The sequence below is a fragment of the Burkholderia sp. E168m22 genome, assembly GCF_001319805.1.
In the GTDB taxonomy this organism is placed as follows: domain Bacteria; phylum Pseudomonadota; class Gammaproteobacteria; order Burkholderiales; family Burkholderiaceae; genus Burkholderia; species Burkholderia orbicola.
In genome coordinates this window covers 1-19,596 of record NZ_BBSK01000086.1, presented here as the reverse complement: position 1 = coordinate 19,596, position 19,596 = coordinate 1, and the positions used below count along the sequence as shown (strand labels likewise).

The window sequence follows — 19,596 nt, the reverse complement described above, 5'->3', positions numbered from 1 at the left end:
CTTCACGCCGCCGTTACCGGACGGGGGCGATGGCGCATGACGTGGCGGTTTCGGGCTGCGTGTCCGCGTGAAATCCATAAAGCACAGCCGCGTTGTCGACCAGGATCGCGCCGGCAATCGCGTCGTCGGCCGCGCAATCGTGCAGCCAGCCGAGCAGACGCGCATCGTCGGGCGGCGGCGACGCGTTCGGATGCGGCCAGTTGCTGCCCCACACGCAGCGCGCCGAATGGCCGCGCGCGAGCACGGCGGCAAGCCGCCCGACATCGTCGTAGCCCGGTGCGCCGGATCGCGACGTCTCGTACGGCGCGGACAGCTTCACCCATGCGTGGCCGCGATCGAGCAGGCGTCGCAGTGCGAGGAAGGACGGCGCATCCGGCGCGACGGGCGTCAGGAACTTGCCCGTGTGATCGATGACGATACGCGCAGGCAGCCGCGACAGCGTCGCCTCGATCTCGCCCAGCGTGCGGCCGTCGAACTGCAGGTCGATATGCCAGCCGAGCGGCGCGATCCGCGCGGCCATCCGCTCCAGATCGCGCCATTGCGCAGTGCCGCCCGCCAGCATCATGAAGCGCACGCCGCGCATGCCGGCGGCATGCAGACGTTCCAGCTCGGCCTCCGGCACGTCGACCGGTACCGTCGCGACGCCGCGCGCCTGCGGGCCCAGTGCGGCCAAGGCGTCGAGCGTGCACCGGTTGTCGAAGCCATAGCCGGTCGGCTGCACGACGACCACACGCGTGAGGCCGAGCGCCTGCTGCATGCGCCGATAGGCAGCCACCGGCGCATGGGGCGGTCGAAACGTCGCCGTCGGCGCGAGCGGATACGCATCGTCGTAGATGTGGATATGGCAATCGCACGCGTTGGCGAACCGCGTGCCGCCCGCCTCGTCGCGCGTCATCGCCCGCCCGGTGCGACGGACGCATGCGATGCGCGCCAGCGCGCGAGCCGCGTCGCCTGCGCGGCGTTGACCGCGCCGGTCGGCACGCGTCCGTCGAGCAACGCAGCAAGCTGGTCGACCGTCTCCAGCGCCTGATGCTCGATCGCCGGCAGCGTCAGGCCGCCGATGTGCGGGGTCGCGATGACGCGCGGATGCGCGGCCAGCGCGGGCGTCGGCATCTGGTCCGCCGCGCGGCCGACGTCGAGCGCGCAACCGGCCAGCCGCCCGCTGGCGAGCGCGTCGGCCAGCGCCTGTTCGTCGACGAGTTCGCCGCGCGACGCATTGATGAAGCACGCGCCCGGCTTCATCGCGGCGAATGCCGCCGCATCGATCAGATTCGCGGTGGCCGGCGTGGCCGGCGCAAGGCAGACGACGAAATCCGCGTCGCGCAGCAGCGTGGCGAAGTCGACCTGTTCGAGCGGAGGCGCGTCGACCCGTACGTATGGATCGCTGACGAGCACGCGCATGCCGAGCGCCGTCGCGACCGGGGCGAGATGGCGCGCGATCTGCCCATAGCCGATCAGGCCGAGCGTGCTGCCGCGCAATTCTCGCCCCATCCGGGGCACCGGCGGCGCGCCGCGGTGATACGCGTCCGCGTAGCCGCCGATCCCGCGCGCAAGCTCGATCATCGCGCCGACGACCCATTCGGCGACGGCCGGGCCGAAGCCGGGGCTCGCCTGCGTGATCAGCACGCCGAACGCGCTTGCCGCGGCGACGTCGACCGTCCGGATGTCGACCGCGCAACGCAGGAACGCGGCGAGGGCCGGCAGCCCCGCGAACAGCGCGCGAGGCGCCGGCGTCTGCCGGTACGCGATGATCGCGTCGCATCCCTGCGCGGCGGCAATCAGCTCGTCCGTGTCGAGTTCGCGATCGTGCGGGTTGCAGGTGACGTCCGCGATCGCGCGCAGCGCGCGCAACGCGCTGGCGCCGTAGTAGTGGTCGATCATCCCGGCCGGATGCGTGACGTAGACGCGCGTCATGCGTAATCCCCCCGCGTGCCGGCCGCCTGCGTCGGCGGCGACGCCACCGACGCGCGCTCCACGAGCGTCACGTCCGCGAACACGCATTGCCCGGATGCGGCCGGCGCGTCGCCCTCTTGCCGCATCACGCGCCGCACCATCTCGCCGGCCATTTCGGTGACGGGCAGTTGCACCGTGGTGAGCGCCGGCCACGAGATCGCCGACAGGAAATGACCGTCCATCCCGATGACGGAGACATCGTCCGGCACCCGCAAGCCGCCGTCGCGCAGCCCGGCCATCAGGCCGAGCGCGAACAGGTCGTTGACCGCGACGATGCCGGTCGGCCGCGCCGGATCGGCCGCGAGCTCGACGCCGAGCGCACGCCCGACATCGACGATCACCGAGTCGCCGTATTCGTTCGCGGGGCCGCCGTCGAGCACGCGCGCCTGGGTGGCGCCGCCCGCCTCGCTCGCCACGGCGAGAAAGCCGCGGATCTTGTCGCTGCGGCTCACGGTGACGCCGGCCACCGTCGCGAACGCGAGCCGCGTATGGCCCGCTTCGACGAGCCGGCGCGTCGCGAGCCGCGCGGCCGCCTCGTTGTCGGCCGTCACGTGATCGACCTTCGATTGCTCGCCGGGTGTCGCGCGACGGTCGTAGCTGACGACCGTCATCCCCCGCTCGGCCGCACGCTCGAGGTGGCTTTCGTCGGCGAGCGACGAGATCACGATCACGCGCCGCACGCCGTGCGCATAGAGATCGTCGAAGAACGACGCCTCCTTGCGCGCATCGCGGTACGTGTTGCCGATCAGCACGCGATGGCCATACCGTTCCTGCGCGCAGGCCTCGATCTCGCGTGCGATGTAGCCGTACATCGGGTTCGCCATCGACGGCACCAGCAGCCCGACGAGCGGCGTCTGCCCCGTCTTGAGCTGGCGCGCGAGCGTGCTCGGCCGGTACTGCAGCGCGTCCATCGCCGCCTTCACGCGTTCGAGCGTTTCCGGCTTCATCTGGTCGGTGCGTCCGTTGAGCACGTTCGAAACCGTGCTGACCGAAACGGCCGCATGACGGGCCACGTCCTGAATCGTACTCATGTCGTCTTGCATGGAACGGGCTACAGGCCGAAATGGGCCGGCAGCCACAACGAAAACGCCGGTGCGAAGATCAGCGCCACGAGGGCAGCGAACAGCACCAGCAGGTATTTCACCATCGGCCGAGCTACGCGCCCGACCTCGGTGCCCGTGATCGCGCACGTCGTGAACAGCCCGAGCCCGACCGGCGGCGCGAACAACCCGAACCCCATCGCCACCACCACAACCGTGCCGAAATGCAGCGGATTGATACCGAGCTGCAGTGCGATCGGCGCGAGCAGCGGCCCGAAGATGATCAGCGCGGGCGCGCCTTCGAGCACGGCGCCGAACACGATCATCAGCAGCGCCGCCAGCAGCAGGAACATCGTCGCGCCGTATTGATGGGCAAACGCCGTCATTGTGCCCGAGACGAGGGCCGGAATCTGCTCGATCGACAGCGCGAACGACACGCTCGACGCCGCCGCGACGATGAACAGGATACCGCTCGCCATCGATGCGGCGCGCACGAACACGCGGCCGACCGAGCGCCACGTCAGTTCGCGAAACGCGATCCAGCCCACGACGAGCGCGTAGACCACCGCGAACGCCGACACTTCGGTCGACGTCGCGATCCCCGACGTCACGCCCTTGCCGATCATCGCGACCATGACCAGCGCGACGAGCGCGCCGCCCGCCAGCGGCAGCCATGCGCGACGCTCGCCGAACACCTCGGCCACGTCGATCTTGCGCCCGGTGATCACCGTCACGACCGCGAGCGACGCGGCCAGCACGGCCGCCGGGACGATCCCCGCGACGAACAGCCCGGCGATCGAGATGTTCGCGACGAAGCCCATGATGATCATGTTCACGCACGGCGGAATCGTCTCGGCCATCACCGCGCTGCACGCGAGCAGCGCGGCGGTTTCGTTCGGGTCCTGCCGCGCGCGGCGCACCGCCGGCATCACGACGCCGCCCACCGCCGCGATATCGGCCAGTTTCGAGCCCGATACGCCGGAAAAGCACGCCGTCGCGAAGATCACGATCAGGCCGAGCCCGCCCCGCACGCGCCCGAAGATCCGCAGCAGCAGCTCGACGAGCCGCGCGGACATCCCGTTGGTCTCCATCAGCAGCCCCGCCAGCACGAAGAACGGCACCGCGAGCAGCACGAAGTGGTCGGCCCCGGCCATCACCTGTTGCGAGTAGACGAGCAGCGGCAGCGTCGGATCGGCGAGGAAATACAGCAGCGCCGAAAACGCCAGCACGAACCCGATCGGCACGCCGAGCACCAGCCCGCCGACGAAGCCCGCGACCAGCAGCGTGCCCGGCGCGACCGCCTGCGCGGGCCACAGCGCGTTCCAGCCGTACACGGCGCCCGCGAGCGCCGCACAGCACACGAACGTGCCGATCACCCGGCGGCGCGGCGCGTTCAGCGCATTGGCGAGCGCGAATACGGTCATAAACAGCGCGCCGAACATCATCGGATACCCGTTGATCCAGCCCGGCAGGCCGCCCGTCGTCAGCTGGTCGTACGAATCCGCGAGCAACTGGCACGACGACACCAGCAGGTTCAGCGCGACGGCCGCCACGATCCAGTGGCCGACCTGGATCAGCGCGCCCTGCCAGCGTGCCGGCAGCCGGCCGCGAAACACGTCGATGCCGACATGCTGGCTGCGCCCCAGCACCGTCGCCGCGCCGAAGAACACCAGCACGATCATCAGCGCGCTGGCCACTTCCTCGGCCCAGTCGACCGGGTCGTGCAGGAAATAGCGGAACACGACCGACACGAACACGACCAGCACGTCGACGGCGAGGACCACGGCCGACAGATACTCGAGCCGGCGCAGCGCCGCATCCAGCACGCGGGCGACGCGATGCGCCGGCTGGCCGGCAGCGGGAGCCGGCGCGGCGCCCGACACGGAGTGCATGTCCATCGCTCACCCCCGCGCGGCGGCAATCGCCGGAAACAGCGGCGCGGTGGCCGGATACTGCTTCGCGAACGCCGCATACAGGCGGTCTTGCATCGTCTGCCGCAGCGCCGCGCGCTCGCCATCGGCCAGCGGGTAAAACGCCATGCCGCGCTGCTTCAGCGCCTGCTCCGCCTGCGCGGCCTTCTGCGCGGCAATCGCGCGCTGCTGCACGGTCGCGTCGGCCACCGCGCGGTCGAAGGCGGGCCGCAGATTGGCCGGAATCCGGTCGAGCGCACGCCGCCCCATCACGACGGTCATCGCCGCGAACACGTGGCGCGATTGCCAGCACGACTTCACGATCTCGTCGAAGCGGCTCGCGAGCACCGTGGCGGGATCGTGTTCGAGACCGTCGACGACGCCCGTCTGCACGGCCATGTACAGCTCGCCGAACGGAATCGGCGTCGGCACCGCGCCCATCGCCTTGAAGGTATCCATGAACGCGGGCGTCGGCAGCACGCGCAGCTTCGTCCCCTTCAGGCCGGACAGCGCCGTCACCGGCTGCTTCGTGAACACGCAGCGCCCGCCGAAATGCGAGCCCCAGGTCAGCACCGAGCATCCCGCGCGCTTTTGCAGCAGCGCGTTCAGGCTCGTGCCGACCGAGCCGTCGAGCGCCTTCGCGACGTGCGCGTAGCTGTCGAACAGGTAGCCGAGATCGAGCATCCCGAGCTCCGGCGCGACCGTGGCCCAGATCGACGAGCCCGCGATCATCATGTCGATCGCGCCGATCTTGACCTGCTGCACGACGTCGCTTTCCTTGCCGAGCTGGCTGTTCGGAAAGTAGTCGACCCGGATCGCGTCGCCCACGCTCGCCTTCAGGTTCGCGGCGAGACGCTCGTACCACACGTAGTGCGCGGCGTTCTGGTCGGCCGGCATCGACGACGAGCAGCGCAGCGTGACGACCGGCTGCTGCGCGCGCACGCTTTCCGGCAAGCCGCCCGCGGCCGCGAGCGTGGCGGCGGACACCGTCTGCAGAAAGCGCCGCCGGGTGTAGGTATTCATGAGTCGTCTCCTGTGCGAGTGCGTCTCGCGACGCGACTGTATCGATTTAGTGTATCGATACAGTAATACGACGACCGATAAGAGAAAAATGGGGGTTTCCCCGTGTTCGAGATGGAAAATCTGAAGGGTATGCGGCTCGTTTCAGGCGAAATTCGTATGAAAAATCGCCGTTTTTCTACGTATTCCGGAGGTGCCGAAAAGAATTCGAGATCATGTTTTCAATCATCAGACGACCGACTTTTCGCGGTACGCGAGCGCCCGTTCGTGCGGGCAAGCGCGTCGCTAAACGCCCGGATCGTCCGTGCTCTCGGTCAGAAACCGCTCGACCATCGCGTTGAACACCGGCAGCGCCGGATTGTCGTTGTCCGCGCGCCACGCGAGATACAACTCGGCCGCCGCGTTGACGCCCGCCAGCGGCCGGAACACCACGCCGTCCACATGAAGCTCGCGCGCCGACGCCGGCACCAGCGCCGCGCCGAGCCCCGCGCGCACGAGACCGAGGATCGTATGCGTCTGGCCGACGTAGTGCAGGTAGTTCGGCAGCCGCCCGGCGCCCGCGAACATCCCCGAGATCATGTCGTGGAAATACTTGCCCTCGTTCGGCGAATAGGCGATGAACGGCTGCCGGTCGAGCTCGTCGGGGCCGATCTGCTCATAGGCCGCGAGCGGCGCGCCTTCCGCGACCGCGACGAGCATCGGTTCGCGCTGCACGAGCCGGTATTCGAGCGGCTGGCGCGCGGCGCGCTGGCGCACGAAACCCGCGTCGAGCATCCGCGACGCGAGTGCGTCGATCTGCACGGTCGACACCATTTCGCGCAATTCGACGTCGACGTCCGGCAACGCATGCGCCGCGTGCGCGAGCAGCACCGGGATCATCCGGTATGCACTGACGGCCGTGAAACCGAGCGTGATGCGCCCGGCCCCGCCGTGCGCGACGCGCTGCGCGGCCTGCTCGGCGCGCGCGGAGAATTCGAGGATGTGCCGCGCGTCGCGCAGGAAGCGTTCGCCGGCCGCGGTCAGGCTCACCTGCCGGCTGCTGCGCTCGAGCAGCGCGATGCCGAGCGCGTGCTCGAGCAACTGGATTTGCCGGCTGAGCGGCGGCTGGGTCATGAAGAGCCGCCTGGCCGCGCGGCCGAAATGCAGTTCTTCGGCGACCGCGACGAAGCAGCGAAGCTGGTGCAGTTCAATCATCCAAATCTTGAATCAATCGATAGTCTTTTGATGTTAGACCGATATCGATGCGATTTCTATACTCGGTTCCACCTGATGCACGGCCCGCGCCGCGCACGACGACCGAGACCTTCATGACCATCGACATCCTGCTGACCCAGCCGCTGCCCGCCACCATCGACGCCGAACTGTCCGCCCGCTACACCGTGCATCGGCTGTATGCGGCCGAGCAACCGGACGCGCTGCTCGATCGCGTGGCGCCGCGCATTCGCGGCGTCGTGACGGGCGGCGCGAACGGCCTGTCCGCCGCGCTGATGGACCGGTTCGACGCGCTCGAGATCGTCGCGATCAACGGCATCGGCACCGATGCGGTCGATCTCGAGCGCGCCCGGGCGCGCGGCATCCACGTGACCACGACCCCCGACGTGCTGACCGACGACGTCGCCGACATGGCGTTGGGGCTGATCCTGATGACCCTGCGCGACCTCGGCGCCGGCGAGCGGATCGTGCGCGCCGGCCGCTGGGGCAAGGCGGCCCAGCCGCTCGCGACGCAGGTCACGGGCAAGCGGCTCGGCATCGTCGGACTCGGACGCGTCGGACGCGCGATCGCGCAACGCGCGCAGGCGTTCCGGATGCCCGTCAGCTACTTCGGCCCGCGCGAGCAGCGCGACAGTGGCTATCGCTTCGTACCCGACCTCGCCGCGCTCGCGCGCGACAGCGACGTGCTCGTGATCGCGGCCTCGGCCGATCACGGCAACGTGCTGGTGACGGCCGACGTGCTCGCGGCACTCGGCCCCCAAGGATTCCTGATCAACGTCGCGCGCGGCAAGCTGGTCGACGAAGCCGCGCTCGTGCGCGCGCTGGCCGACGGCACGATCGCCGGCGCCGGTCTCGACGTGTTCGCGAACGAACCGCACGTGCCGGCCGCGCTGCTCGAACTCGATCGCGTCGTCGTGCAGCCGCACCGTGCGAGCGCCACGCATGAAACGCGGGAGGAAATGGGCCGCATCGTGCTCGCCAACCTCGCCGCGTGCTTCGCGGGCCAGCGCCCGCCGACCAGCGTCACGCGCTGAGCGCGGCACGTCCCTTCCCGTTACAACACCGATGCCTTCGCACGACGAAGGCCAGGAGACATGCATGTCCAATCGATCCAGCGGCGCTGCGCTCGCCGCATCGCCCGCCGCGTCGCGCACGATCGGCCGCGTCCGTTATGCGGTCCTCGCGCTGATTTTCGCGGTCACCGTCGTCAACTATGCGGACCGCGCGACGATGTCGATCGCCGGCACCGGCGTCGCGCACGACCTCGGACTCACGCCCGTGCAGCTCGGCGTCGTCTTTTCGGCGTTCGCGTGGGCCTATGCGATCGGCCAGATTCCGGGCGGCTGGCTGCTCGACCGCTTCGGCGCGCGGCGCGTGTACGGCCTGAGCCTGTTGCTGTGGTCGGTATTCACGATGTTGCAGGGCACGGTCGGCGGGTTCGCGTTGCAGGGCGCGGCCGCGACGCTCGCGCTGTTCGTGATGCGCTTCATGCTCGGTCTCGTCGAATCGCCGGCGTTTCCGGCCAATTCGCGGATCGTCGCCTGCTGGTTCCCCACCGCCGAACGCGGCACCGCGTCGGCGCTGTTCAATTCCGCGCAATACATGGCCGTCGTGCTGTTCACGCCGGCGATGGCGTGGCTCACGCATGCGCTCGGCTGGGAACACGTATTCCTGTGGATGGGGCTACTCGGCATCGCGCTCGCCGCGCTGTGGTTCGCGTGGTATCGCGAGCCGCACGGCCACCCGCGCGTGACCGACGCGGAGCGCGACTACCTGCGCGCCCATGGCGCGCTCGTCGATCTCGAGGCGAACCGCGTGCGCGAGCGACCGCGCGTGTCGTGGCACGACGTGTCGCAACTGTTCCGCCACCGGAACCTGTGGGCGATCTACATCGGCCAGTACTGCATCACGGCGCTCACCTACTTCTTCATCACGTGGTTCCCGATCTACCTGATCAAGGGGCGCGGGATGACGATCATGGAAGCCGGCTGGGTCGCCGCGCTGCCGGCGATCTGCGGCTTCACGGGCGGCGTGCTCGGCGGCGTGCTGTCGGACTGGCTGATCCGGCGCGGCATGCATCCGTCGCGGGCGCGCAAGACGCCGTTCGTCGCGGGGATGGCGATGGCGACGCTGCTCGTGCTCGCGAACGGCGCATCGTCAAACGCGATCGTGATCACGCTGATGACGATCGCGTTCTTCGGCAAGGGGCTTGCGGCGGTCGGCTGGGCCGTGCTCGCCGACACGGCGCCGGAAGGCATGGTCGGGCTGAGCGGCGGCGTGTTCAACGGCCTCGGCAACATCGCGGGAATCGTCACGCCGCTCGTGATCGGCTACTTCGTCGCGAGCACGGGTTCGTTCGCCGGTGCGTTGTGGTTCGTCGCCGCGCACGGGCTGATCGGCATTGCGGCGTACGTGTGGCTCGCGGGCCGCTTCGAGCGCATCCGCATCGCGCCGGCCGCATGAGCGCCGCGGCGGCACGCAGGCGCCGTCACGCGCGCTGGCGGCTGCTCGGCACGTGCTCGGTCGTCAGCCGGTCGAGTTCGCGCAGATCGTTCTCCAGCGCGGGCGTGAGCGTCGTGCGCAGGTGGTCGAGGAAGGTGCGGATCTTCGCATCGAGATAGCGGCGCGTCGCGTAGACGGCATAGACGCTCACCGTCTGCAGCCGGTAATCGGGCAGCACGCGGATCAGGCGCCCTTCGCGGATATCGTCGAGCACCGTATACAGCGCCACGCATGCGATTCCGCGGCCGGCCCGCACCGCGACGCACAGCGCGTCCGGCACGTTGACCTGGAACGGCGCCGGCTGCAGCTCGTAGACGGCTTCCTCGCCGTCACTGCGCTCGAGCCGCCATTCGCCGGCCGGCGAGGCGGGCGTGTCGAGGCGCAGGCAGACGTGGTTCGGCAGTTCGTCGGGCGTCTGCGGCGTGCCGTGCCGGGCCAGATACTCGCGCGACGCGACGAGTACGCTGCAGCTCGTGCCGCAGGTCTGCGCGACATAGCCCGAATCGGGCAACTGCGACGCGGTCACGATCGACACGTCATACCCCTCTTCGACCAGGTTCGGCATCCGCTGCGCCAGCGTCAGCTCGACCGACACGTCGGGGTTGTCCTCCTGGTAACGCACGATCGACGACACGACATGACTCTGCCCGAGCCCCGTCATCGCATGGATGCGCATCTTGCCGCTCGGCCGCAGCAGCGCGTTGCGCGCCTCCGCGTTCGCGTAGTCGAGTTCCGCGAGGATCGATTTCGCGCGCTCGAAATAGCGCTCGCCGCTTTCGGTCAGGCCGAGGTGGCGGGTCGTGCGATGCAGCAGGCGCGTCTGTACGTGGGCTTCGAGGTTCGAGACCGCGCGCGACACCTGCGCGGTGGTCGCGTCGATTTCCTTCGCGACGGCGGTAAAACTGCCGGCTTCGACGACGCGCACGAACAGGCGCATGTTTTCGAGCATGTCCATTGAATTGGCTTGGGGAGAGTCAGTGGGGAGGCGTCGGCGGCGCTCGCGTCAGAGGCGCAACGGAACACGGCCGCGAACCACGTCGAATCGATCACCGGGCCGGGGGGAAGGCAGGAGAGCGGGCATCGCGGACGGGGTTCTGGCATGACGGGGGAATTCAGTGCGCCGAATTGTACGCCGCTGCAGACAAATTTGCGCGGTTACGCATGCGCAAGCTCTCATGGGATGAAAGGAATTTGCAAGGCTTGCGCGTCGCGCGCGTGCAACGGCATGATGCGGCGCGGCAATTTGTATCACAACACGATATAATTCGACGCTCGTCGCCGCGCCCCCCCGCGTTGTCGATTTTTACCGCTTACCGTCCATGTCGTCAGGCTCCTCCCCGTCGCGCCGCACGTTGCGGCAATGGCTGCACAGCTTCATACCCCATCCGATGACCCTCGGCTGGCGCGAGCGCCTGCGCTCGTGCGCCGGTGCGCTCGTGGGCATCGCGACGGTCGGCGTCACGATGCGGCTGCTGCCCGGCGTGCCGGGCCTCGTGCCGCTGCTCGTCGCGCCGATGGGGGCATCGGCCGTGCTGCTGTTCGCGGTGTCGGCAAGCCCGCTCGCGCAGCCCTGGTCGATCATCGGCGGCAATCTCGTCGCGGCGACGGTCGGCGTCGCGTGCGCGCAATGGATCGTCGATCCGATCACGGCCGCCGCGGTCGCGATCGCCTGCGCGATCGGCGGCATGTTCGCGCTGCGCTGCGTGCACCCGCCGTCGGGCGCCGTCGCGCTCACGGCCGTGGTCGGCGGCCCGGCGATTCATGCGCTCGGCTTCGGCTTCGTCCTGCAGCCGATCGCGCTGCAATCGGCGATCCTGCTGTCGGCCGCGCTCGTCTATCACACGCTGACCGGGCACCGCTACCCGCACGGCGGCGTGCGGCCCGAAGCGAAACCGCAGGCCGGCGCCGCCGCACCGGCGCGCGGCGGCTTCACGCGCGGCGACCTCGATGCAGTGCTGAAGCGTCGCAGCGAATGGCTCGACGTCGATCCGGACGATCTCGAAACGCTGCTGCGCGAAACCGAAATGCAGGCTTATACGCGCACGTTCGGCCAGTTGAAGTGCGCCGACCTGATGACGAAACATGCGATCGAGGTCGCGCCGTCGACGTCGGTCGCGGCCGCGCTCACGCTGCTCGACCGCCATCGCGTGAAGGCGCTGCCCGTGGTCGACGGCGAAGGCCGCCTCATCGGCATCGTCACGCGCGCCGACCTCACGCGCCCGCCGCGCCGTCCGGCCCCGCTGTGGCAGCGCCTGTCCGCACGGTTGCCGCAATCGTTCGGCGGCCGGCCCGCGAGCGTCGCGTCCGTGATGACGCGCGACGTCGCGTCGGTGCCGGAAACGCTGCCGATCACGGCGCTCGTGCCGCTGTTCACGCATTCGGGCCACCACCATATTCCGGTCGTCGATGCGTCGGACCGGCTCGTCGGCATCATCACGCAGACGGATCTCGTCACGGGCCTTTATCAGCAGACCCAAATGCTCGAGGCCGCGTAGCGCGCATCACGCCCCGTACCCGCCCGCGCAACGCGGAATGCAGCCATTCCGCACGATTGCGTCCATTTATGTCATGTTGTGATATATTAATCGCCACCGTAACCGACTGCCCGACCTCGATGACCGATACCCGACGCGCGCTGGCGAAAAGCGATTTTCAGCAACTGTCCGAGTTCCGCTACCAGATGCGCCGCTTCGAGCGCTTCTCCGAACGCGCCGCGCAAAGCGAAGGCGTGACGCCGCTGCAATACCTGCTGCTGCTGCACATCAAGGGCTATCCGCATCGCGAATGGGCGACCATCGGCGAGCTCGCGGAACGCCTGCAGGCGCAGCACCACGGCGTCGTGGCGCTGGTGACGCGCTGCGAAGCGCTCGGGCTCGTGAAGCGCAAGCCGAGCGAAGCCGACCGCCGCCAGGTCGAAGTCCACCTCGAACCGGCCGGCGAAACGCTGCTCGCCCGTCTCGCAGCCATGCATCGCGCCGAGCTGAAGTCGCTCAAGGGCGCGTTCCAGGTTCCCCAGATCGATTCCTGACCCTTGCCCTTGCCACTCTCACTCCCACTCCGATGAACGCCCCACACAAACGCGATTTCTCGACCAACGCACGCCTGCCCAGGATCGCGTTGCTGGCCGCCGGGATCGGCCTGCTCAGCACGCTTGCCGCGTTCGTGCTGTTGAGCCTGATCCGCCTGTTCACGAACCTGTTCTTCTTCCGGCAGTTCTCGTTCGCCGAGCATTCGCCCGCGACCAACACGCTGGGCGCATGGGTGATCGCGGTCCCGGTGATCGGCGGGCTGATCGTCGGCTTGATGGCGCGTTTCGGCTCGGAGAAGATCCGCGGCCACGGCATTCCGGAAGCGATCGAGGCGATCCTGTTCGGCAAGAGCCGCATGTCGCCGAAGGTCGCGATCCTCAAGCCGCTGTCGTCCGGCGTCGTGATCGGGAGCGGCGGCCCGTTCGGCGCCGAAGGCCCGATCATCATGACGGGCGGCGCGCTCGGCTCGCTGATCGCGCAATGCGTGCACGTGACCGCCGCCGAACGCAAGACGCTGCTCGTCGCCGGTGCGGCCGCGGGCATGACGGCCGTGTTCGGCACGCCGGTGGCCGCCGTGCTGCTCGCGGTCGAGCTGCTGCTGTTCGAATGGCGTCCGCGCAGTTTCCTGCCGGTCGCGCTCGCGTGCGCGGTGGCAGGCTTCGCACGCACGGTGTTCTTCGGCGTCGATCCGCTGTTTCCGCTGACGACCGCCGCGCCGACGCCCGTCGCGCTGCTGTCGTGCATCGTCGCGGGCCTGCTGTCCGGCATGCTCGCGTGCGGCCTGTCGGCGGCGCTCTACCGCGTCGAAGACACCTTCGCGAAACTGCCCGTGCACTGGATGTGGTGGCCGGCGCTCGGCGCGATCGTGATCGGCATCGGCGGCTGGCTCGAACCGCGCGCGCTCGGGGTCGGCTACGACGTGATCGGCGACCTGCTGCACCAGCACATCGCGCTGAAGATCGCGCTCGCCCTGCTGATCGTGAAGGCCGTGATGTGGGTGATCGCGCTTGGCTCCGGCACCTCGGGCGGGGTGCTCGCCCCGTTGCTGATGCTCGGCGCCGGCCTCGGCACCGTGCTGTCGCCGGTGCTGCCGGGCGGCGATCCGGCGCTGTGGCCGCTCGTGTGCATGGCCGCCACGCTCGGCGCGACGCTCGGCGCCCCGCTCACCGCGATCGTGTTCGCGTTCGGCCTCACGCACGACGCCAATGCGCTGCTGCCGCTGCTCGCCGCGACGCTCGTCGCGCACGGCTTCGCGACCGTCGTGATGAAGCGCTCGATCATGACGGAAAAGATCGCGCGCCGCGGCTATCACATCTATCGCGAATACGGCGTCGATCCGCTCGAGCGGCACGACATCGGCGAAGTGATGACGTCGGCCGATCGGCTCGTCGCGATCGACGGCGCGGCGACGCTCGATACCGTCGAGACGCAATACTTCGGCGCGACGCAGACGCACCGCGCATACCCTGTCGTGCAGAACGGCCGCCTGCTCGGCCTGGTCGACCGTGCAACGCTCGATGCACAGCGCGCGCGGGCCGGCGCCGACACACCGATCTCGGCCGCGTTCGCCGACCGCGCGCCGGCCGTCGCGCTGGCGCACGAACCCTGCCGTGTCGTCGCGTCGCGCCTCGCGATGCTCGGCCTCGAACGCCTGCCGGTGGTCGCCGACGAGCAATCGCTGCGCATCACCGGCATCGTGTCGCGCAGCGACCTGATCAAGCCGGCGCTCCAGCACTTCGACGACGAACACAAACGCGAGCGCTTCCGTCCGGTCGTCCCGGTCAACCTGCGCGACTTCAGTTCGCGCAAGGCCGGCTGACACGGCCCGCATGCGCGGCACCCGCCGCGCATCGCTTCCCCACCTCTCCTCGCTGCACGATGCCGCGCGCCCGTCGCGCGCTGCATCGCCTCCCGCCGCTGTCCTTCGTTTAAAGTTGGTTAACAATTCGCCAGACGAAAGTTTGTCATCATGGTGCTCATGCGACGGGGCCATTCATTAGCCATTCCACTTCGCCATCAGATAAAGAGTCGCGGCACGGCATGCACGCACATGCCGCCCGCCGCGACCATCCACTCACCACACCACGACCGGGCAGCGCACCGACCGCGCGCCGCATGACGTCGAGCCGTACATGACGCATGCCGCGCCGCAGCAACATGCGCAGCATCCGAGCCGCCGTTTGGCAAGCGCGTTAACAACTTGTTTCGGAATCACCGGAACCGTGCCTGCCCGATGCGATCTCACTTGCACGCAGCACTGCTGCGCATCCCACTCAATCAATCACGACTCGAGGGAGATAACGTGAACGTGAAATACTTACCGCTCATCGCATTGACCGTGGCAATTTCTGCTCATGCCGCTGAACCTGCCGTGCAGAACGTGGGACAAAGCCAGAAAGACGCGCCCGATGTCTCGGCGTGCATCGCCAAGACCTGGGCCGACAAGTCGCAACAACAGGTGATCTCGCAGAACGTGCTGGCCAACGGCCTCGCGACCGACGTGTACGCGCCGGGCCAGCAGCCGCCGAACGGCGCCGCCGCGATGGTTCGTCCGTCGTGGAAGCCCGGTGCGAAGACCTGGGTCGGCGTGCGCGGCGATGCAGCGTCCGCCGGCGACATCAACGCCTGCCTGTAACGATGTAACGAGAACAGGCGCTTCGGATGGCCTTGCGCCATCCGCTTGCGACGAGCCCCGCTTCGGCGGGGCTTTTTCTTTACCGCGCGCGCAGGGCGCGGGTCTTACAGGTAGCTGCAGACGTAATCGAGCGTTTCGAGCACTTCGATGTCGAAACGGCTCTTGCCCGGCACCGAGAACGATTCGCCGGCGCCGTAGGTCTGCCATTCGCTGCTGCCGTCGAGCTTCACGCGGCACTTGCCGGCCTGCACTTCCATCAATTCGGGCGCATCCGTGCCGAAGTTGAGCGCGCACGGCAGGATCACGCCGAGCGTCTTGCGCGTGCCGTCCGGGAAGAGCACGGTATGCGACACGCACTTGCCGTCGAAATAGACGTTCGCGCGCTTGACGACCGATACGTTGTCGAATTGGGTTGCACTGGTCATGTGATGCCTCTGATTGCTGGATGCTTGATGGCGATGGAGTAGGAGGCCGGCCGGAGCGGCGGGCCGGTCGCTATGATACCGGCTTGCGCGACGCACACCGCAATGGCACGCGGCCGGCGCATGCCCGGCACGCAATCATCAGGATCACTACGCGATCCGCACAGGGCATGTGTTCATCGCAGCCCCTTGCGTCGCGCGGAATCGCGCAGGCAATCGAGCAGCATCGCTGCGGCCGGCGTCAGCGGGCTGTCGCGGCGCGTAACGACCTGCACCGATACGGCCGGCAAGCGCTCGCGAATCGGCAGCACCGCGAGCTGATCGCGCGCCCACTCGCCTTGCAGCAATTGCTCGGGCATCGATGCGATCAGGTCACAACCGGTCATCAGGCTGTGCGCGAGACCGAAGCTCGGGCATTCGACGACACGCGCGGGCACCGGCAACCCGTACGCGACGAACGAGTTGAACAGCACCTGCGTGGAGCTTTCCGGCGACGGATTCATCAGCCAGTCGGCCTCGACGAGATCGGCGAGCGATGTGGCCGACGCGAGCGGATGCCCTTTGCGCGCGACGATCAGCGAGCGGCTCGCGTAGAGCTCCGCATGATCGAACTCGGCGGCCAGCAGTTCGGGCACGACGACGGCCACCGCGAAATCGAGCGAACCGTCGTGCAGACGCGGCAGCGCGACGCCCGGAAACCCTTCGACCAGATTGACGCGTGCCACCGGAAAGCGGCGCCGGAATGCGCGGAATGCGTCGGGCAGGATCGTCACCGCCGCCGCGGGCGTGATCGCCGCCGCGACGGAACCCGTCATTGCGCCCTGCGCCTGCTCGATGTCGTCGCGGGCGCGCTGCATTTCGGCGACGATCAGCCGCGCGCGCACCTGCAGTTGCTGGCCGAACGCAGTGAGCTGCACGCCGCGCGCGGTACGCACGACGAGCGATACGCCGAGCGCGATCTCCAGCTCCTTGACCGCCTTCGTCAGCGCGGCCGGCGACACGTTCAGGCGCCGCGCGGCCGCGCGAATGCTGCCTTCCTCCGCGGCGGTGACGAACGCTTTCAGCTGATGGTATTTCATGGGGCAATGCGTGATTCGTGGAAACCCTGTGCGCGGCGCGACGCAGTGGCTCAGGGTATTCCCGAGCGGCAACCGACGGTGTGCACCAAAGCAATTTAGCAGCTTCTGGTACCCAAAAGAAATTTATATGCTTGGTCGTCATATGCGCGTCAAACGCTCCCCCCGCCCCACAGGAGACACCATGCTGCAAGCCGTGAACCCCGTCATCCCCGGCATCGCCGCGATCGCCCCCGAGCTCGTCGAGGTGCGCCGCCGCATCCACGCCCATCCCGAACTCGCATTCGAAGAAACGCTCACGAGCGACCTCGTCGCCGAGCTGCTCACCGGCTGGGGCTACGACGTGCATCGCGGCATCGGCAAGACGGGCGTGGTCGGCGTGCTGCGCGAAGGGCAAGGCACGCGCACGGTCGGGCTGCGCGCCGACATGGACGCGCTGCCGCTCGCGGAAACCACCGGCCTGCCGTACGCGAGCCGCCACGCGAACAAGATGCACGCATGCGGCCACGACGGCCACACCGCGATGCTGCTGTGCGCGGCGCGCCATCTCGCGGCGACGCGTCAGTTCTCCGGCACGCTGAACCTGATCTTCCAGCCGGCCGAGGAAAATTTCGGCGGCGCGAAGGCGATGATGGACGACGGCCTGTTCGACCGTTTCCCGTGCGACGCGATCTTCGCAATCCACAACATGCCGGGCCGCGCGGCCGGCGACATGGCGTTCCGCACCGGCGCCGCGATGGCGTCGGCCGACCGCGTGACGATCACGCTGCGCGGCGTCGGCGGTCACGGCGCGATGCCGCATTTCGCGCGCGATCCGATGTCCGCCGCGGGCAGCATCATGGTCGCGCTGCAGACGATCGTCGCGCGCGAGGTCGACGCGCAGCATGCGGCGGTGATCACGGTCGGCAGCGTGCAGGCTGGCGAAACCTTCAACATCATTCCCGAAACCGTCGTGATGAAACTGTCGGTGCGCGCGCTGAACGCCGACGTGCGCGCGCTGCTCGCGCGTCGCATCGAAGCGCTCGCGAAAGGCCAGGCGGAAAGTTTCGGCGTCACCGCGGAAGTCGACTACGACTACGGCTACCCGGTGCTCGTCAATCACGCGGAACCGACCGCGTTCGCGGCCGACATCGCGCAGCAGATGCTCGGCGCCGAACGCGTCGAAACCGACGCCGCGCCACTGATGGGCAGCGAGGATTTCGCGTTCATGCTCGAAGCGCGCCCCGGCTGCTACGCGTTCATCGGCAACGGGACCGGCAGCAAGGGCGGCTGCATGGTGCACAACCCCGGCTATGACTTCAACGACGACATCCTCGCGATCGGCGCGAGCTACTGGGTCCGCGTCGCCGAAGCCTGGCTCGCGGCCTGACGGCCCTTCACCACGCAGTTTCGCGCTCAACCCGGGGGAACCCCATGGAAACGTCCGCTCTTCCGTTCGCCGGCACGCCGGTCGATGCCCGCGCCGCCGCGAAGAAGCGCCGGCTGATCGCGGCCGCGGCCGTCGGCAACGCGCTCGAGTTCTACGACTTCACGGTCTACAGCTTCTTCGCGCTCCTGATCGGCAAGCTGTTCTTTCCCGTGCATTCGTCGTTCGGGCAGTTGATGCTCGCGGTCGCGAGCTTCGGGGTCGGCTTCGTCACGCGTCCGCTCGGCGGGCTCGTGATCGGGATGTATGCGGACCGCGCCGGCCGCAAGAAGGCGATGATCCTCACGCTGCTGCTGATGGCGCTCGGCACTGCGACGATCGCGGTCGCGCCGACCTTCGCGCAGATCGGCATCGCCGCGCCGCTGCTGCTCGTGCTCGCACGGCTGCTGCAGGGGTTCGCGTCGGGCGGCGAAGTCGGCGCATCGACGACGCTGCTGCTCGAACAGGCGCCGCAGCATCGTCGCGGCTTCTATGCGTCGTTCCAGTTCTCGAGCCAGGGGCTCGCCGCGCTCGCGGGCGCGCTCACCGGCGTGGCGCTGACGTCGACGCTGAGTGCCGCGCAACTCGAAAACTGGGGCTGGCGCGTGCCGTTCATCATCGGCACGCTGTTCGTGCCGCTCGGCTACTGGCTGCGCCGCACCGTCGAGGAAGTGCCTGCGGCGGTGCCCGCGCCCGCCGCCGCGCACGACGAGCCGGTCGCATCGCTGCCGCTCGCCGACGTGCTGCGCCATCACGGCAAGGCCGTGTTCGCGGGCCTCGGCGTGACGATCGGCGGCACGTCGATCCATTACATCATCGTGTTCTACATGGCGATCTACGGCGTGCAGGTGCTGCACCTGCCGACCTGGCTGTCGATGACGGCCGGCTGCGTCGCCGGGGCGATCCTGATGCTCGTGACGCCGATCGGCGGCCACCTGTCCGACGTGTTCGGGCGCAACCGGATCGTCTGGTGGACGCGCATCGTGCTGATGGCCGCGATCTATCCGGCGTTCATCGCGCTGAACCGCTGGCCGGGCGCCGTGTCGCTGCTGTCGATCATCGCCGCGCTGTCGATCGTGCATTCGATCAACATCGGTGCGACCGGCGCGATGCTTGGCGAGTTGTTTCCGCGGGCCGTGCGTGCGACCGGCGGTGCGCTCGTGTATAGCGTCGGCGTCGCGATCTTCGGCGGCTTCGCGCAGTTCTTCGTCACGTGGTTGATCGCGGCAACCGGGAATCCGAATGCGCCGGCATGGTATGCGATCGGCTGTGGTGCGATGACGTTGCTCGCGATTCGCTGCATGGAGGAAAAGGCGGGGAAGGCGCTGGACTGAGTAGCAGACGATGCGCGGCTCGTGAAGCGTGATTGACGTCACGCGCCCGCATCGGGGG

17 protein-coding genes are annotated in these 19,596 nt (G+C 68.6%); 8 read left to right on the top strand and 9 right to left on the bottom strand.

Annotation, left to right across the window (positions count from 1 at the left end; translation table 11 throughout):
* Positions 1–13: 13 nt before the first annotated feature.
* The 6 genes from AP428_RS19585 to AP428_RS19560 form a co-directional block, all read right to left on the bottom strand.
* A complete protein-coding gene (locus tag AP428_RS19585) occupies positions 14–895 on the bottom strand; it encodes an amidohydrolase (RefSeq protein ID WP_011547582.1) in 882 nt (293 codons plus the stop codon).
* A complete protein-coding gene (locus AP428_RS19580; RefSeq protein ID WP_011547581.1) occupies positions 892–1,914 on the bottom strand; it encodes a D-isomer specific 2-hydroxyacid dehydrogenase family protein in 1,023 nt (340 codons plus the stop codon). The genes AP428_RS19585 and AP428_RS19580 overlap by 4 nt, the downstream gene beginning before the upstream one ends.
* A complete protein-coding gene (locus tag AP428_RS19575) occupies positions 1,911–2,996 on the bottom strand; it encodes a LacI family DNA-binding transcriptional regulator (RefSeq protein ID WP_041489641.1) in 1,086 nt (361 codons plus the stop codon). Before AP428_RS19575 ends, AP428_RS19580 begins: the two co-directional genes overlap by 4 nt.
* Positions 2,997–3,004: 8 nt before the next feature.
* Complete coding sequence (locus AP428_RS19570; RefSeq protein ID WP_011694766.1) at positions 3,005–4,891, bottom strand: TRAP transporter large permease subunit; 1,887 nt, start codon at positions 4,889–4,891, stop codon at positions 3,005–3,007.
* A 3-nt stretch (positions 4,892–4,894) separates the two neighbouring features.
* Positions 4,895–5,926: a TRAP transporter substrate-binding protein gene (locus AP428_RS19565; protein ID WP_011547578.1), complete on the bottom strand. Its 1,032-nt coding sequence runs from the start codon at positions 5,924–5,926 to the stop codon at positions 4,895–4,897.
* A gap of 282 nt (positions 5,927–6,208) precedes the next feature.
* Complete coding sequence (locus tag AP428_RS19560; protein WP_011547577.1) at positions 6,209–7,117, bottom strand: LysR substrate-binding domain-containing protein; 909 nt, start codon at positions 7,115–7,117, stop codon at positions 6,209–6,211.
* Positions 7,118–7,230: 113 nt separating this feature from the next.
* Between AP428_RS19560 and AP428_RS19555 the strand changes: the two genes are divergently transcribed.
* Positions 7,231–8,169 (top strand): 2-hydroxyacid dehydrogenase, encoded by a 939-nt coding sequence (locus AP428_RS19555; RefSeq protein ID WP_041489385.1) that lies wholly within the window; start codon positions 7,231–7,233, stop codon positions 8,167–8,169.
* 64 nt (positions 8,170–8,233) lie between these two features.
* The gene (locus AP428_RS19550) at positions 8,234–9,598 is read left to right on the top strand and encodes an MFS transporter (RefSeq protein WP_011547575.1); all 1,365 of its coding nucleotides are present in this window, start codon (positions 8,234–8,236) and stop codon (positions 9,596–9,598) included.
* A 25-nt stretch (positions 9,599–9,623) separates the two neighbouring features.
* Here the strand turns inward: AP428_RS19550 and AP428_RS19545 are convergent, their stop codons facing one another.
* Positions 9,624–10,592: a LysR family transcriptional regulator gene (locus AP428_RS19545; RefSeq protein WP_011694767.1), complete on the bottom strand. Its 969-nt coding sequence runs from the start codon at positions 10,590–10,592 to the stop codon at positions 9,624–9,626.
* Between the two features lie 364 nt (positions 10,593–10,956).
* On the opposite strand from AP428_RS19545, the gene AP428_RS19540 reads away from it, so the two are divergent.
* The 4 genes from AP428_RS19540 (at position 10,957) to AP428_RS19525 (ending at position 15,301) form a co-directional block, all read left to right on the top strand.
* Positions 10,957–12,132: an HPP family protein gene (locus tag AP428_RS19540; RefSeq protein WP_011547573.1), complete on the top strand. Its 1,176-nt coding sequence runs from the start codon at positions 10,957–10,959 to the stop codon at positions 12,130–12,132.
* A 119-nt stretch (positions 12,133–12,251) separates the two neighbouring features.
* Entirely contained in the window at positions 12,252–12,665 is a 414-nt protein-coding gene (locus AP428_RS19535; protein WP_012339858.1) for a MarR family winged helix-turn-helix transcriptional regulator, read from the top strand.
* A gap of 32 nt (positions 12,666–12,697) precedes the next feature.
* On the top strand, positions 12,698–14,485 hold the full coding sequence (locus AP428_RS19530) for a chloride channel protein (protein ID WP_011547571.1): 1,788 nt from the start codon (positions 12,698–12,700) through the stop codon (positions 14,483–14,485).
* Positions 14,486–14,968: 483 nt separating this feature from the next.
* Entirely contained in the window at positions 14,969–15,301 is a 333-nt protein-coding gene (locus tag AP428_RS19525; protein ID WP_006482964.1) for a hypothetical protein, read from the top strand.
* A gap of 104 nt (positions 15,302–15,405) precedes the next feature.
* On the opposite strand, the gene AP428_RS19520 is transcribed toward AP428_RS19525, so the two are convergent.
* Both AP428_RS19520 and AP428_RS19515 read right to left on the bottom strand, forming a co-directional pair.
* Complete coding sequence (locus AP428_RS19520; protein ID WP_006478890.1) at positions 15,406–15,726, bottom strand: pyrimidine/purine nucleoside phosphorylase; 321 nt, start codon at positions 15,724–15,726, stop codon at positions 15,406–15,408.
* Between the two features lie 173 nt (positions 15,727–15,899).
* Positions 15,900–16,802, bottom strand: a complete 903-nt coding sequence (locus AP428_RS19515; protein WP_011547569.1) for a LysR substrate-binding domain-containing protein — start codon at positions 16,800–16,802, stop codon at positions 15,900–15,902.
* A gap of 181 nt (positions 16,803–16,983) precedes the next feature.
* On the opposite strand from AP428_RS19515, the gene AP428_RS19510 reads away from it, so the two are divergent.
* Positions 16,984–18,168 carry a M20 aminoacylase family protein gene (locus tag AP428_RS19510; RefSeq protein ID WP_011547568.1) on the top strand — a complete coding sequence of 395 codons (1,185 nt, stop codon included), beginning with the start codon at positions 16,984–16,986 and terminating at the stop codon, positions 18,166–18,168.
* A 44-nt stretch (positions 18,169–18,212) separates the two neighbouring features.
* A complete protein-coding gene (locus tag AP428_RS19505) occupies positions 18,213–19,538 on the top strand; it encodes an MFS transporter (protein ID WP_011694744.1) in 1,326 nt (441 codons plus the stop codon).
* The last annotated feature ends 58 nt before the right edge of the window (positions 19,539–19,596 follow it).